This window comes from Enterococcus sp. AZ020 (genome assembly GCF_050499205.1).
In the GTDB taxonomy this organism is placed as follows: domain Bacteria; phylum Bacillota; class Bacilli; order Lactobacillales; family Enterococcaceae; genus Enterococcus_L; species Enterococcus_L dunnyi.
The window spans coordinates 112,500-127,417 of the sequence record NZ_JBIPAT010000001.1; the positions used below are offsets into that span (position 1 = coordinate 112,500).

Genomic DNA, 14,918 nt, shown 5'->3' on the forward strand with positions numbered 1-14,918 from the left:
CTATTTTTGTTTTTTCTCAACGTTTACATATTTCTCTTCTGTTTTCAGTGGTTTGAATGCTCGTCCCCCACCTGTATAAAATTTCCCAAAAAACTCTACATACTGTAATCGTGCACCATGAACATACGCACCTAATAAGCTTAAAAATAAATTTAATGCGTGAAGAGCTACGATCAGTATGATCCCTACACTAAAGCGAGCGATCGGCGGCATAAAAGCAACCAGCATATTAAAGGCAGCTGCGATACTTCCACCGGAAATCCCTAAGGCCATTAAACGAGTATAGCTGACCAAATCTCCAATATAACTCGTCAAACCATAGAGTCCGTATAAGCCTTTTGCCAACCCTTTTGCTTTGGACTTAGATTGAATCACAGGAACCGCGATAATCGATAAAGCCGAGATGATTGCCACTACGACACCAGCTGTAAATAATCCATCATTGTTAAGCAGCAGCATACCTACTACTGAGATCAATAAACCGACAAGCAGCCCCTGCCAAGCAAAGCTCTCACTAATACTTTCTAAATAACGTTTACGCTTCGTTAGTTCAATGCCATTGACCATCAATCCTGTCATCAATTGAATAAAACCAAACACGACAGACAGAATCAAGATCGTATTGACATCTTCAGTTGTGGACAAAATCGGAAATGGCAAGGTGATTCCAAAAAGCTCTTTCGGCAATCCTGCACCAAAAAATGAACCATAGACGAACCCCCAAATAATTGTTGGAAACGACAAAATCAGAAAGAATTTAGCAAAACGTTTCATTCCTCTTGGCAATACAACGAACTTTTGTGCAAGAAAAGCTCCTATCAACATCAACAGACCATAACCGATATCTGCCACCATCATTCCAAAAAAGACCATATAAAAAGGGGTCATGATAGGCGTTGGATCAATTTCCTCATATTTTGGTAAACTATACATCTCTGTCAACATTTCAAATGGTACGACAACCGGATTGTTTTTTAATTTCACTGGAATATCTTCTTGTATCTCACCTTTTGTCGGCTGATCAAATACGATGTAAATTTCATTTTTTGGTAAAGCTTCATCTAAAGCTGCCGTAAGTTCATCTTTCTCAGTTACAGGAATCCAGCCTTGTAAAATAAAAAAGTAACTCGTATTGATCAAATGCTTCTTCGCTTCTTCTCGATGAATATAAGCAAAGACCATCTCTTCTGCCAAATACAGCTCTTCTAAATGAGAACGATATGCTGCTAGTTCAGATTTCACTAGTTGCTCCTCTTCAACAAGAGCGCTTAAGGCTTCTTTTGTATGTTGATACGCTTCTTTTGGCAACTCTTCATATGGATAAACGAATTCATTGAAGCTGTATTTGTTTTCGATCTCAGCTACGATCTCTTTCATTTCGTTCAAATAGATCAAACTATAATACGCATGATTTTGACTATGATAAATTTCTTCAACATAGATCGAGGGATATCTCGAACAATCATTTAAAAAGTCCGGTTGGTTCGCTGAATTGATGGAACCAAGTAAAATCGTTGTTGTGTCTAATGAATTCTTTTTTGGTACGACATCCAGATACTGCCAGCGAGCAAGCAACTTTTCCCTCGTACGCAATTCTTTTCTTCTTACTTCAATAGAAGCAAGCTGCTTTTTCAATTTAGAAATGTCTTGTAAATAACCAATGATCGTTGGTTGATCAAATGCTTGTTCTAAAGATTCTAAGGTTTTGACCTGTCTTTTAAACGTACTCTTTTGACCTGTCTTTTCAGCAAAACGTTCGATAAAAATCAGCGCTTCCTGAATTTCGTTCAATATTTTCTGATACTCTTTCTGTTGGACATCGTCAACTTCCAGCATCGTTTCTGAGAAATGATCTTTAAGATAATTGCTATCTACATTAGAATGAAAAAAATCTTTGATCTCTGTCATTTGCAATCCCTGAATCGTTTGAAGAATTGCTTCTTCATGCTCAGAGGCAGCAATGATCGTCATTTTTTCCATTTTATTGACTGCCATAGACTTTTTTCACCCTCTCTATTATGTGATCGACGATAGCATTTTTCTTTTGTTCATATTTATTCCTAAACTCTTGATCTTGCTCTTTTGCTTCTCTTAGTAATAGTACTCTTTCTTGCTCAAGCTGCTCTGCGAACTGCATCTCTCGATCTTGAAGCATCTTGCTGACTTTTTCTTGACTTTCATCTTGCAATTGCTTAAATTGCCGCGCTTTTTTCTGCTCATATGTCAGGATTTCTTTTTGAGCATTTTGGCGCATTTCTTCAACTTTTTTTTCTGCATCTTGAATGTGCTCTAATGCTTCTAATACCATATTTTCACCCCTATTCTATGATTTCGATCAGTTTAGTTATTATTATGAAGCGAAACACTTTTTATTACAATCAAAAAGGAATACACCATGCCTTCATCAAACGACATGATCTATCCCTTTTTTATAATAAAAAAAGGGCACAAATTCAAACATCGTTCTTCTCACCCCTTGAAGAACCTGATCCTTGAAGCTTGCGCCCAACCATTTTTATTCACATGAATGTATCTTAGCAAAAACACTTTGAAATTACAATAATTTTTGTAAAGGAAGTCATAAAAATTAAAAAAATCTCACCTTCAATTAGAAGATGAGAAAGGAGTTTTACTCATGAGAGTAAATGAAAAAAAGTTTGTTGTTAGGATGTATTCATCTTACTGCCGTAGACAGATTATTTCAAATAATATGCACTCTATTCTTCTAAAAGAAAAAAGCCTCTAAATTGTTGCCTGAGCGCATCACTTTTTCAATAATGGCTTCCTTCCAAACATCAGTAAACCAATCATATTGCATTTGCTTAATAATGATTTTTTTAATTTCTTCTTCTAAAGATGAGCTATCCGTCTCTCCGCCATAAAATGCTTGCAATGCTTGAAGTGCCTTATCATTGTGATTAGACTCAAAACGATAAATCCGTCCTTGCTCTACATAATAGAACCCATACTGGATAACTACTGCAAAACGCTGATCTTTTTTCTCAAGGAAATCTATAAACTGTTCTGACGTGATCTGCTGCATCTCTTCACAATCCTTTCAATAAATTATTCTTTGGCTATGTTTTTATGTCCTTTTTTCTTTATACTTAAGAAAAAGCAGAGGTCAATTTTATGTCAAAAGTGATCTTTCTTGCTTCCTTACTTCAACTAGGATAATTTAAGGAAACTATTCATTCATTGTTTCAAATATCCAATAATCAGCGAACTACTTTACTAAAGTGTCTAAAACTCGATGATTACCAATTTCTATTTCTTATCTTCCTATTTAACCTTGCACCCCAAACATCATAACAAAAAATAATTACGTAAACAATCATATTCGAACACTTCTTGTTTTATGATCCATTTATTATTGACATACCCTACATTTTTTCAATACTTTTGTTTATTTTTAACTTCTTTTAGGTATAATAAAAATAACGAGGATAAAAAGATGAATAGGAGTAATTAAATGATGGAAAATATAATAAAAGTCTCCACTAAGTTTCACAATATTTGGCTGATCGATGTAAAAAAAGATTCTTTTGCAAAAGAGAATAGGATTCTGTTTGGTGACACACTTCGGCTCTCTATTGCCAAAGGTGATTCTTATTATTTTGCCGAAAATATTGCATTGACTTACGAGAAAGAAATTATTTCTAAAGAAACTCCGACAAAGGATGAGCTCCATTTCTTTGAATATATGCGAAAGAACAAAGAGAAAATATTCTCAAACTCATTAGCAGCTAAGTATGGAATACAACAATATATCCAGCCTGCTTCTGCTTAACACATGATAGATACAAAAAATAATAGCCTCTGATTTACCTCATTCAACAAAAGTAAATCGGAAGCTATTATTCTGCACTTTTCATTTATACACGTTTTTATTTTTTTTTGGTTAATTTTTTGTTTGCAAATATGTCTTATTATAATTCAAAACTTGAGGCAGCTAATCACATTTCTAACCCGCACCCGTAATAACGAATACAGAAATAACTCCAGAAACCAAAGCAATCAATGAAATCATCAGCACACCCCCATCCATCATTATTTAAGCAACGATTGCAAACAAATAATTTTCCTTAGGTAAACAATAACAAACAGATAAAAAAAAGGAAAGTAGTAATGTGAAAAAGTGCGAAATTGGCATAAATATCTAAAATAAAAATAATTTTTTTCTTAAAAAATGGAAATAAGCTCATTTTTCATGCTATAATCGCATATGAAAGGGGAGAAACGCTTGAATATCATAGAAACTTTACGTTTTTTCAGACTCAAACTAAAGCTTACTCAAAAAGAAATGATGTCAGAATTCACGGACCCCTCAACCTATTCTAAAATAGAAAGTGGTAAGCGTTCTTTAAAAGTCACTGAACTTGAAGAGATATTAGGTCATGTATCGATTAATTCAGAAGAATTTTTTAGTTTTGCAACTTTTGATAAAGAACAGCAAGACTTTAGAGATTATTTTTATTACTGTGGTGCTCATCTAGAAAATCAAACAGCTAAGAAAAAGCTGCTTAACTATTACTTTTTACTAAAAGATAAAGAGAATAAATCTCTGAGAGAATTATCTAACTACATTGCAATTAAAAACTTCTTTTTTGCTCACTGGGACGAAGTCGATCAAATTACGCAAAAAGAAGTAAATGATATTTTTGAATTACTTCTAAAAAAATCATTTTATCTTCAATATGATTACTTAATTACAGCCAATTTAATCCGATTTTTCACAAGTAAGCAATCTGACTTGTTAGTTTCTCGAATGTTCCCAATGAAATATGAGGATCAGCGAGACTTTTCTACAAAAAAATTTGCTCATAACATACTTATCAATCTGATTTCTTTAAAACTGTATGCAAAAGATTATGAAGGTGCAGAAAAATATATCAAATTAGCAAAAAAACAGGATAAACGAAGCGAGAATTATAGCTTTAAATTGAATCTACAGTACTTATCTAATCTTTTAAATTATATCTTAGATGGCGAACCTGTATATATGGAACGCGTTTATGATTTTATACATTTATTAGAAAATACTGGAGATACCTTACAAGCTGAACAAGTAAAAAAAGAAGTAAAATTATTAACGCATGAACGTGACAGCGAAAAGATGCTTAAAAAATATTCTGTTGGTCTATTCAAAGAAACTTAATACCCTACTATTAAACAAATATCCCACCTTATAAAAGGTGGGATAAGGAGTATTACTCGGATTGAGTAAAATGAAAATACTGTTAGGGTATATTTATAATACTATATAATGTATAACATTTCAACCCTTTAGTCATTAAATATTTTTTTATTTGATCGAAAACAGGTTAAAATGTATACTACACCTCACTTTACGCTCTTTCCCTTTTCTGAATCTGCATCAGTAACACACTTTCAATATAAAATTCTCAACAAACAATCAAACTAAATAATATAAGTATCTCTTTAATTTCAATTATTTGCATTTATTCAAGCAACTAATTTGCTATACTTAGAGTTAACAGACCTTTGGCAACATAATGAATCCTAGATTTGAAATCAAGAAAAACTGTTACAGCAGATATGATTACTGATAGAAAAATTTGAAAAGGAGTTTTTTTATGAGACGAATATTACGCATTGGGGTTGTTGTTTTATTTGTGCTATTTTTGATTAAGATGAATGGCGAAGATAATTCTGATATCCAAGAACCTATAGCTAGCAGTGCTGAAAAAACAAAAACCTCCAAACATGATAAACCAACAAAGTTTTCAACTACTTCCGAAGAACGAGAGAATCTGGAGGTACCCGAAATAACTAACTCAGTCGAAACTGTGCATGTTCCGGCTGAGATTGAGAACCCTTCAACTGAGAATGATCAATCCTTTATGGACGAAGCTAGTGCAGAAGAAGAATTTAAACGGTTAAAACAAGAATTTTCTGTTTTGATGAAAGAAGCTGTTTCTACAGAAGAGCTCGCTCAATTAAAACAAGAATACAATGAAGCCGTTGCTCCTCTTCGTGACTTGGTAAACCCATATAAATTAATTGATAAGCTCAATGAATTTAAATTTTATTTAGAAGAGAAACAAATTCAATTAGAGAATGAACAGACTACTTTACAACAATAATTAGCCTATTTTTACTAACATCTTATAATTGGGGAAAATTATTTGAACTATGCTGGCTAAGTACCAGCATAGTTTTTTCATGTACTCTCTTTTTGTATTTTAAGTTCATAAGATTTATGATCGGTCTATTTGATGCTATCGAGCTGTATACTTCATGCTTTCCTTTTCAAAAAATAATTCCTCCGGCTATTTCAAAGACCTTTTTGTTCATCTTTCAAAAGACTAGCCGAATCCTAATATCTCAAAAAATGTATAATAAACCTAAATGACACTAATTTATTTAGTAATGTATACTGTGTGTATTTAACAAATGAATCAATGAACCCAGTTATACAAACGTAATCAAAAAAGCATTTTTACTAAATAGCATACACAACGAAAGTGATATCAGTAAATTTTTGTTTTCTATGAACTATTCATAATTGTTCTTTTTTTGTAAAAGACGATCCACAATAATAGCAGTTGGAATGTTCCCTACAGAATTTAATAGTGTTGCTGGTATATCGAACAGTGTACTCAATAATATAATGATCGAAATCATTTCTGCTGGGAAATGAAAAAGTGAAATCGTTACAATTGCTGCAGATACACCTCCTCCTGGAACAGTCCCCATTACAATTCCTGATAATATTGCTGTAAAAATCACTAAGGCTAATGTAGAAGGGTTCATATACTCAATATCACAAAGGCTCAAAATCAATAATATTTTCAACACACTAGCACCTGTTGCACCATCTTTATGGATGTTTGCACCTAAAGGAATAACTGCTCTAGAAACATCCTGATCAATTTCTAACTGGTCACAAGCTTTTAGATTTGCCGGAATACAAGCTGAACTTGATGCTGTTGCAATAGCAGTCAGTGCTGGAATTGTACTAAAATTCCAAAATTGTTTTACCTTAGCAAATCCCCCTGAAAAATAAAGAACTAAGCTATGGAAAACGCAATAAAAAAAGAGTGAGAAAAAAAGAAAAAGCACAAAAATTTTTGCATAGCTCTTTAATATCGTAGGGCCTGTTTGACTCATGCTATATGAAAAATAGCAACCAAAACCAATCGGAGCAAATTTCATTACTATTGAGATCATTGTGTACAAGAGCTCCGTAGTTAGTGAAAAAAAAGCAATGAACGGAGTTGCTTTAGTCCCTAATTTCCGAATAGCCGCCGCGACTAACACGGAAAAAAGCAGCAGCGGTATCATATTCTCAGAATGAAACAATTCAGGGAGATTTTTCACAGAAATCATGTCAATTATTTTTTCTGTGAAAGTTACGTTTTCATTCGTCTGTGGTAAAGTCGTTGAAGTCAAAATATTGTTCGTGTCGATCATTAAAGGAAACAGCAAACCTAAAAATAGAGCAATAAGACTTGCTGCTAGTGAAAATAGTAAAAAAATGGTCGTACTCAGAAATAGAATATTCCTGGCTTTAGTCATCGTTTTAGTTGAAATAATGGATGTGATAATACTAAAGAAGATCAATGGAGCCACTAAAACATAAAGATAATTCAGATAGATATTTCCTAAAGGATAAGTGATTACTGAACTTTCAGGATAGATGACGCCAACGGTTCCTCCAACAATAATACTTATCAGTAGGAAAAAGGAAGACTTATAGTTTGCAATGTAAGTCATTTTTCTTCACCCATTCCATAGAACTGATTTACAAAATCATAAGATAAACTGTCACTCAGTAACGAGTCAAAATCATTTCTTTTTATTTTATTGCTTTCATTGAATAGATGCTTGATACTATTTCTACTCACTGAGGAGCCTAAACTCACTCTTTTGACCCCTAATTCATTTAATTGATTCATATTTTTCAAATTTTTGCTCAATAAAATATTTATTGGTCCGTTCACCTCTTTTGTCAATCTTTGCAATTCTTCAACGGAAATATTTCCTGGGACAAATACACAATCAGCTCCCCATGAAAGATAGCTATTCAAGCGTTCTATCGTTGCAGATAATCGGCTCTTTTGCTCACCAATTTGATTCCAGTAGATATCTGTTCTCGCATTGATCAAAAAATCAAGTGCAAATTCTTTTTTTAACTGGTTCAGATATTCAAGCTTACGCTTCATAGATTGCCGATCAGAGATATTTTTGTCGGGTAATCCGTCTTCAATATTGAGCCCCACCGCACCAGCAAGAAGTAATTGTTTGGCATTTTCGTATACCTCTTCAGCATTTTCACTATAACCTCTTTCAAAATCGACTGACAACGGAATGGTAATTTTAGTGGAAATTCGCTGAACTGTCTCTAGTAAAATAGTAAGAGGTAGTTCTTCCCCATCGGAGAATCCATTTGCAAAAGCAACTCATGCACTAGTGGTAGCCACAGCAGCAAATCCTTTTTGCTCAAAAATTTTTGCTCCACCAGCATCCCAAATGTTTGGCAAGACAAATAGTCCCTCTTTTCTATGTATTTCTTGAAATTGCTTAACTTTGTCTCTTTGATTTTGAGTAATAGCCATTCTATTCATTTCTTTCTTCTGATATGATAAGTATAAATTATCATAGAAATACTTTGATGGTGATCGAAGTATAGAAAAGAGTTGAGTTGAATGAATGGTATCCCAGATCTTCCGGAAACACTCCAGCTTATTGGTGATCCTACAAGAATAGAACTACTGACAATCCTGATCGATCATCGATACTATACAGTTACAGAGCTCTCAAAACGGACGAAAGTGTCTCTTAGCACAGTCTCATATCACTTGAAAAAGCTCTCTATCATAGGATGGATCGACACTTATAAGCAAGGAAGAAATGTCTACTACGGACTAACAAATGATTCTCTTGCGGAGATCATCGAATCATTAATGACTATTTCCGCTCCGAAGAAAATCAATTCATACAACCAAAAGAAAGAATACTTAGAAATAAAAGAAGCGCGTACTTGTTATTCTCATCTAGCGGGAGAATTGGGTGTGGGACTGTTTGAATTTTTGATAGAAAATCAGTATATAGAAAACAATAATCATGAAGTCAGTATATCCAAGGAGGGGGTAACTTTTTTTAAAGGAATGGGTGTCAAAGCACCTGAATCTTTAAATGGAAAACTTTGCATGGATTGGAGTGAAAGAAAATTCCATCTTGCAGGTTCCTTAGGATCAGCACTTTGCTCGGCTTTTTTGCGACAAGGTTGGATCGTAAAATCTACTAAAAATAGAAGCATAACGTTGTCAGCGAGTTCCCCTGAATGGTTGAAATCTATTGATAGAAATCTTAAACTAATAAAAAGTCATGACAAAAGATTGGGCACACAAATGAGGAAAATAGGAGAATGAAGAAAAAGAGAAACAAGAACTAACTGCAGTATTGTTTTTTAATTATATTGGTCAATAAATTAAGACTACTTCAACACAAAAAAATAAACAGTAGAAACACCGTACAATCCTTTGTACATCAGCGTTTCTACTGTTTCTCTCCACAAAATTCATGGAGACGGCGGGAGTCGAACCCGCGTCCAAACACATTGCCACTTAAACCTCTACGTTCATAGTACACTCATTTAAAGGTTCGCTTTACAGCTTGCCGAGTGACAGGCATTCTGTATCGCTAGTCTGATGATCTCTTCTAACTTTTACAGACGGAAAAAGTTAGCGTATCCCACTTAATTTGAGACCCTTACTCGAGCACATGGGCGATGCCGAGAGGATCTTCACCTGCTGGTTTTACGCAGCTAGAGCGAAAGTATTGTTTTCGTTTTTAGCAGTTATATTTAACTGTAACGTTTTTACGTAGACGTAACCTACGAAACGCAATTCAAGCTCAACTATGCCTGTCGAATCCGTAACGTCCCCGTACAGATTAAAAGCATATGTCATGCTTTTAATAGTATAACATATTTTTTGTTGTCTTAAAAGAGTCAGGCGCTTATCTTCCATCATTCTAATAAAAAGGAATAACAGAATTTGGTATAACATCAATGCCCAGTTCCAAAAACATTGACTAAAACCGTTCCAATGACGATAAATCCTAAACCGATCATTGTTGGTACGTTTAACTGCTCTTTCCAATAAACAACTGAAAAAACCGTGATCATAATGATCCCTATTGCTCCCCAAAGTGCATACGCCACATTCAATGGCATGTAATTGATGGCTTTTGATAGTGTATAAAAACAGATGGCGTAGGCAATCAAACACGTGATCGAGGGAATAAGTTTGGTAAATCCAACTGTAGCTTTCAGTAAATTCGTTGCAAGTACTTCACTGATGATAGCGATCAAAAGATACAAATATCCAATCATTTTTTTCCTCCTAAATAACTTCCATCACTAGTATAACAAAAAAAGATCACTACTAGAAAAAACTAGTAATGATCCTTTAGATAATTGCACCTTTAAGCTTCCGTGTAGCAATTTAACATCCAATTGATGCCAAATTTATCAACGACCATGCCGTATTTTTTAGCCCAAAAGGTTTCTCCTAACGGCATTGTTATGTTTCCGCCTTCGGACAACCGAGCAAAGATACGATCGATTTTCTCCTCATCTTCAGTTGAAACAACTAAAGATACATTGTTTCCTTCAACGAATGTTAAGCCCATCCCATCCGGCACATCTGAAAACATGACGGGGACACCCTCGATCGTCATCGAAGCATTGATGATCAAATCTTTCCATTCCTCAGGTGTAGGATGCTCGGGATCTTCCGGTGCATCCGCAAACGTCATGATCCCATCATTTTTTACATCAAACACTGTTTCATAAAAAGCAATTGCTTCTGCTGCCTGATTCTTAAAGTTTAAATAGACTTGTAACATAAGTACCATCCTCTCACTATCATTTTGCTCATTATCTCATGCAGAAATAGATTACGCGAAAATAACGCTCACCTTTATGAAAAATCCGTATCTTTTAATAGCACTTCAACAAATTGTTCTAAATACTCCTGATCGATTGCATCGTATCCTTCTGTTACCGAACTATCTAAGTCTAAAACACCCAGTAATTTACCTTCCTTTACCATTGGCACAACGATTTCCGATTGAGCTGCTGAATCACAAGAGATATAATTCTCATGTTTTTTTACATCATCAACAATGAGGGTCTTTCTATGTTCGGCGGCTTCTCCGCAGACACCTTTCCCCATTTTGATTCTCGTACAGGATACCTTCCCTTGAAATGGCCCTAAAACTAATTCTTTCCCATCGAATAAATAATAACCGGCAAACACTGTATTTGGTAACGTTTCTGCAAGTAATGCTGATGAATTTGCTAAGTTTGCGATTTTATCATGTTCAATCTCAATGATGGCTGCTTGTTGCTGCACCAATAGTTTATATGCTGATTGCTTTTCGTCTAAATTATTCCACATTGTAAGTCCCCACCTTTTTTATCGTTAATGATTTTTTTATTATAACATAGCTGCTCGTGATTTCATCTAGCAAGATGTTCACATTCTTCACTACAATTTCAAACAAGTTCACACTTTTTTCGAATTTTTTTATGTTTGATTTAATCTATTAAAGGTATAGTTTAATCATAGTAAACAACCAATATATTTTGTGGATGAACGTGGTGTTAAAACTCTTTGAGGACTAACGGATGTTTATTCTCGACCGATGAGGTGTAGGTTCGAATCCTACCGTCCACGTACGTGCTGATGATCAGCACTTGATCATAAATGACCTTAATGAAAGGAATGGTGTTTTATGAAAAAAATTTTAGTCACAGGAGCAACGTTGTCTGCACTCTCATTTGCCGCCTATTCATTTTTGAGACATACCCCTAAACATCAACATGACTATGGCAAACTATAAACGAAAAAGTTGTCCTGAACACTCACTGTTCTTGACAACTTTTTTTATTTTGCTACGTGCTTCACAAATAATACGTCATTTAAACACTAAATGATATTCCCCATCCTCTGCATTATCCAGATACTGATACAAGATCAATTCTAAAATGGCAAGCATCGAGATATGCGACGTGATTTCCATTTTATTTAAAAACAACTCATCTGTAAATACATAGAAATTAACATCACTCATATTTTGAACAACATTATTATCTGCTCCGGTGATCGAAACGAGTAGAGGATGAACCGTATTTTTCAGTTGCTGCATCAGTTTGATCCATTCTTGATCCTTACCCTGATAGGTCAAAATAAAAACCATATCTGTCGATTTGATTTGATTTTGAACAAGAGCCCGCATTGATTGATCCTCTGGAAAAACAACCAAAAATCCTGCTGCTACAAACAAGTATCTCACATACTGCATCAACTGTTTATTCATTCCTTTGGCGAACAAATAAATGATCGGTTTTTTCTTTAGATACTCTCCAACCACTGCCAAACTCTTTTTATCGATCACACGAACAGATTCGTTGATATTTTTTAAATACTCTTCCCGATAATCTTTTTGTGATACGACGAATGGACTGACTTTCTCTTCTTTGATCTGATTGAGTAATGTATATTTAATGACTGTGGTGAATTCACTGTAGCCCGAAAAACCGACTTTTCGAACAAATCGCAGAAAAGTAGTCGTCGAAACAAAGCAGTCATCTGCTACTTCCCGAATACTTTTATTTTTGATTTCGTTCAAGTTTTTGACAACATAATCAAAGAGCAGATGTTCATTTTTCGTTAGTTCTGAAACATGAGGGTTCACTACTTCAAAAAAATCCATCTTCTTCCCTCCTAGCAGGTTTTAGGAATACTTTGTGCGATGCAATGGATATTACCGCCGCCAAGTAAAATTTCACGAGCTGGAACACCGACGACTTTGCGATCCGGATAAAGTTTCTCCAATAATTTCTGTGCTTTATGGTCATTTTTATCATTGAATCTGGGATATACGATACCCCCATTCGCTGTATAGTAGCTAACATAGCTTGCAGTCAATCGATCTCCTGGAAAACGCGGCAGCATCCCATTAACAGGATCCACCCCTTCACTTTCTTCAGTGGTGATATAAATAGGCTCCGGCATCACCATTTTATGGATAACCAGTTTTCTTCCTTTTGCATCTGTTTCCTGCCGTAATTGTTCATAGGCTGCTTTAGAGATTTCATATTGTGGATCTTCCGGATCTTCGGTCCAAGTTAAAACAAGTTCTCCGGGACGAACAATATTGATCATATTATCTATATCTCCATTGGTTTCATCTAAAAAATATCCTTGTTTGAGCCAAATGATTTTTTCAACATTAAAATAGTCAATCAAAATGGCTTCGATCTCTTCTTTAGAATAGTTCTCATTTCTTCCTTCTGAAAGCAAAACTTCTTCTGTGGTATACAGCGTTCCTTCTCCGTCTAAATGAACAGAACAGCCTTCTAATACAAAGTCTTCTAAACTGTAATAATCCAGCCGCTTAAATTCACACAGCTTTTCAGCGATCAGATCGTCTTGATCCCACGGAAAATATAGTCCGTCCAACAAGCCGCCCCAAGCATTAAAACGCCAATCAACACCACGAACCTTACCATTTTTATTCACGACATAGATTGGACCATAATCCTTGATCCAAGCGTCATTATTACTCATTTCCATCACACGGATAGAATTTGGCAACAGCTGACGTGCATTTTTGTATTGTTTAGCTGAAACCAGCATCGTTACTGGTTCAAATTGAGCAATTGCTTTTGCGACAGCAGCATATGCTTTTTGCGCTGGTTTGCCGCCATTCCGCCAATTGTCTGCGCGTTCTGGCCAAATCATATATGTTTCTTCATGTCGTTCGTATTCTGCTGGTGCCCAAAAACCGTCTTCTTTAGGATTGCTAGTCGTTAATTTCATCAATGCTGCACTCCTTTTCATTTCATAAATTGCTGTTTTATGTAAACGATATATTTTTAATATATCAGAAAAAAAGAGTAGACACTAGTTTTTGTTCTACTCTTTTTTTCAACTAGGCTGTAATGATCGTACCCGTTTCTTCTTCTAATAGATTTTTGATATTTTCAAGAGAAGTGATTACTGCTTTGCCGTTTTTACTCTCTTTTATAAACGCAATTGCTGCTTGAACTTTAGGCAACATACTGCCAGGAGCAAATTGTTGTTGCTGAATGTATTCTTCCATTTGCGTAACCGTTACCTTCGTCAAATCAGCTTGGTTCGGCTGATTGAAATTGATACTGACATGATCTACTCCAGTCAGTATCACCAGCATATCTGCATGAACCAAAGCAGCGATTTTCTCAGAGGCAAAGTCCTTATCGATCACAGCCTCAACACCTTCATAAACGCCATTTTTCATGATGACTGGAATACCGCCTCCGCCACCTGCAATTGTCACGATGCCATTTTCGACCAATTGTTTGATCACTGCATATTCAACAATATCGACAGGCGTTGGTGAAGGGACCACCTTGCGATAGCCTCTACCCGCATCCTCTACATATGTTGCTTGTGTTTGCTCTTTTTCAGCATCCATTTCAGCTTTACTCAAAAATGGACCAATCGGTTTGCTTGGTGCTTGAAAAGCGGGGTCTGTTTCACTCACAACGACTTGTGTTAAAATCGTTGCTGCTGGTTTTGAAATTTTTCTTTTCTTCAGTTCGTCCACCAAAGCATTTTCTAACCAGTAGCCGATACTTCCTTGTGTCATTGCTACCGCAGTATCCAGTGGCATAGCTGGATTTTTTTCTGTAGCACCTAGTTGTTGCTGTAATAATAAATTACCGACCTGCGGACCATTCCCATGTGAAATGATCAATTCATGACCAGCTTCTATAAAGTCTGCTAAATAGTGTGCTGTTTTGGCTAAAGCTTCTTGCTGAGCTTTAGCACTCGCATCAGTGGTCAAAATGGCGTTCCCGCCTAAAGCAACGACGATTCTTTTTGTCATTTGTTCTA

At 35.3% G+C, this 14,918-nt stretch carries 14 protein-coding genes, 1 other RNA gene, 1 pseudogene and 1 other annotated feature; of the genes and pseudogenes, 4 read left to right on the forward strand and 12 right to left on the reverse strand.

Annotation, left to right across the window (positions count from 1 at the left end; translation table 11 throughout):
* The 3 genes from IGI58_RS00525 to IGI58_RS00535 all read right to left on the reverse strand — a co-directional run bounded on the left by IGI58_RS00525 (position 1) and on the right by IGI58_RS00535 (position 3,043).
* Positions 1–1,995 (reverse strand): V-type ATP synthase subunit I, encoded by a 1,995-nt coding sequence (locus IGI58_RS00525; RefSeq protein ID WP_429955098.1) that lies wholly within the window; start codon positions 1,993–1,995, stop codon positions 1–3.
* Positions 1,982–2,308, reverse strand: coding sequence for a hypothetical protein (locus IGI58_RS00530; protein WP_429955096.1), 327 nt, complete (start codon positions 2,306–2,308; stop codon positions 1,982–1,984). Before IGI58_RS00530 ends, IGI58_RS00525 begins: the two co-directional genes overlap by 14 nt.
* Positions 2,309–2,463: 155 nt before the next feature.
* Positions 2,464–2,511 (reverse strand) — a sequence feature (sodium ion sensor (DUF1646 type); this cis-regulatory element may regulate processes involved in with the transportation of sodium ions).
* A gap of 214 nt (positions 2,512–2,725) precedes the next feature.
* Positions 2,726–3,043 carry a hypothetical protein gene (locus IGI58_RS00535; protein ID WP_429955094.1) on the reverse strand — a complete coding sequence of 106 codons (318 nt, stop codon included), beginning with the start codon at positions 3,041–3,043 and terminating at the stop codon, positions 2,726–2,728.
* 429 nt (positions 3,044–3,472) lie between these two features.
* Between IGI58_RS00535 and IGI58_RS00540 the strand changes: the two genes are divergently transcribed.
* The 3 genes from IGI58_RS00540 (at position 3,473) to IGI58_RS00550 (ending at position 6,107) form a co-directional block, all read left to right on the forward strand.
* Positions 3,473–3,790: a hypothetical protein gene (locus tag IGI58_RS00540; protein WP_429955092.1), complete on the forward strand. Its 318-nt coding sequence runs from the start codon at positions 3,473–3,475 to the stop codon at positions 3,788–3,790.
* Between the two features lie 453 nt (positions 3,791–4,243).
* Positions 4,244–5,158 (forward strand): helix-turn-helix domain-containing protein, encoded by a 915-nt coding sequence (locus IGI58_RS00545; RefSeq protein ID WP_429955090.1) that lies wholly within the window; start codon positions 4,244–4,246, stop codon positions 5,156–5,158.
* Positions 5,159–5,597: 439 nt separating this feature from the next.
* Positions 5,598–6,107, forward strand: a complete 510-nt coding sequence (locus tag IGI58_RS00550; protein ID WP_429955088.1) for a hypothetical protein — start codon at positions 5,598–5,600, stop codon at positions 6,105–6,107.
* Positions 6,108–6,519: 412 nt separating this feature from the next.
* Here IGI58_RS00550 and IGI58_RS00555 read toward each other — a convergent pair whose 3' ends face one another.
* Positions 6,520–7,740, reverse strand: coding sequence for a dicarboxylate/amino acid:cation symporter (locus IGI58_RS00555; protein ID WP_429955086.1), 1,221 nt, complete (start codon positions 7,738–7,740; stop codon positions 6,520–6,522).
* Positions 7,737–8,591, reverse strand: a pseudogene (locus IGI58_RS00560) (isocitrate lyase/PEP mutase family protein). The gene IGI58_RS00555 and the pseudogene IGI58_RS00560 overlap by 4 nt, the downstream one beginning before the upstream one ends.
* An 81-nt stretch (positions 8,592–8,672) precedes the next feature.
* Here IGI58_RS00560 and IGI58_RS00565 point away from each other — a divergent pair.
* Positions 8,673–9,398 (forward strand): ArsR/SmtB family transcription factor, encoded by a 726-nt coding sequence (locus tag IGI58_RS00565; protein ID WP_429955084.1) that lies wholly within the window; start codon positions 8,673–8,675, stop codon positions 9,396–9,398.
* A gap of 149 nt (positions 9,399–9,547) precedes the next feature.
* Here IGI58_RS00565 and ssrA read toward each other — a convergent pair.
* From ssrA to arcC, 7 genes are all read right to left on the reverse strand, one after another.
* Positions 9,548–9,914: a transfer-messenger RNA gene (ssrA, locus tag IGI58_RS00570) on the reverse strand.
* A gap of 122 nt (positions 9,915–10,036) precedes the next feature.
* Complete coding sequence (locus IGI58_RS00575; RefSeq protein WP_429955081.1) at positions 10,037–10,363, reverse strand: DMT family transporter; 327 nt, start codon at positions 10,361–10,363, stop codon at positions 10,037–10,039.
* 92 nt (positions 10,364–10,455) lie between these two features.
* Positions 10,456–10,878 (reverse strand): VOC family protein, encoded by a 423-nt coding sequence (locus IGI58_RS00580; protein ID WP_412523564.1) that lies wholly within the window; start codon positions 10,876–10,878, stop codon positions 10,456–10,458.
* A 74-nt stretch (positions 10,879–10,952) separates the two neighbouring features.
* Positions 10,953–11,432, reverse strand: coding sequence for a GAF domain-containing protein (locus IGI58_RS00585; protein WP_429955079.1), 480 nt, complete (start codon positions 11,430–11,432; stop codon positions 10,953–10,955).
* A gap of 520 nt (positions 11,433–11,952) precedes the next feature.
* Positions 11,953–12,750, reverse strand: a complete 798-nt coding sequence (locus IGI58_RS00590; protein ID WP_087640363.1) for a MurR/RpiR family transcriptional regulator — start codon at positions 12,748–12,750, stop codon at positions 11,953–11,955.
* Between the two features lie 11 nt (positions 12,751–12,761).
* Entirely contained in the window at positions 12,762–13,859 is a 1,098-nt protein-coding gene (gene aguA, locus IGI58_RS00595; protein WP_429955076.1) for an agmatine deiminase, read from the reverse strand.
* Positions 13,860–13,971: 112 nt separating this feature from the next.
* A complete protein-coding gene (gene arcC / locus IGI58_RS00600) occupies positions 13,972–14,910 on the reverse strand; it encodes a carbamate kinase (RefSeq protein WP_225533730.1) in 939 nt (312 codons plus the stop codon).
* Positions 14,911–14,918: the final 8 nt, after the last annotated feature.

Bases quoted from the DNA above. Each gene is read 5' to 3' on its own strand.
- aguA (WP_429955076.1), bottom strand. From the start codon at position 13,859: ATGAAATTAACGACTAGCAATCCTAAAGAAGACGGTTTTTGGGCACCA.
- IGI58_RS00530 (WP_429955096.1), bottom strand. From the start codon at position 2,308: ATGGTATTAGAAGCATTAGAGCACATTCAAGATGCAGAAAAAAAAGTT.
- IGI58_RS00585 (WP_429955079.1), bottom strand. From the start codon at position 11,432: ATGTGGAATAATTTAGACGAAAAGCAATCAGCATATAAACTATTGGTG.
- IGI58_RS00550 (WP_429955088.1), top strand. From the start codon at position 5,598: ATGAGACGAATATTACGCATTGGGGTTGTTGTTTTATTTGTGCTATTT.
- IGI58_RS00525 (WP_429955098.1), bottom strand. From the start codon at position 1,995: ATGGCAGTCAATAAAATGGAAAAAATGACGATCATTGCTGCCTCTGAG.
- IGI58_RS00565 (WP_429955084.1), top strand. From the start codon at position 8,673: ATGAATGGTATCCCAGATCTTCCGGAAACACTCCAGCTTATTGGTGAT.
- IGI58_RS00555 (WP_429955086.1), bottom strand. From the start codon at position 7,740: ATGACTTACATTGCAAACTATAAGTCTTCCTTTTTCCTACTGATAAGT.
- IGI58_RS00540 (WP_429955092.1), top strand. From the start codon at position 3,473: ATGATGGAAAATATAATAAAAGTCTCCACTAAGTTTCACAATATTTGG.
- arcC (WP_225533730.1), bottom strand. From the start codon at position 14,910: ATGACAAAAAGAATCGTCGTTGCTTTAGGCGGGAACGCCATTTTGACC.
- IGI58_RS00535 (WP_429955094.1), bottom strand. From the start codon at position 3,043: ATGCAGCAGATCACGTCAGAACAGTTTATAGATTTCCTTGAGAAAAAA.
- IGI58_RS00590 (WP_087640363.1), bottom strand. From the start codon at position 12,750: ATGGATTTTTTTGAAGTAGTGAACCCTCATGTTTCAGAACTAACGAAA.
- IGI58_RS00580 (WP_412523564.1), bottom strand. From the start codon at position 10,878: ATGTTACAAGTCTATTTAAACTTTAAGAATCAGGCAGCAGAAGCAATT.
- IGI58_RS00575 (WP_429955081.1), bottom strand. From the start codon at position 10,363: ATGATTGGATATTTGTATCTTTTGATCGCTATCATCAGTGAAGTACTT.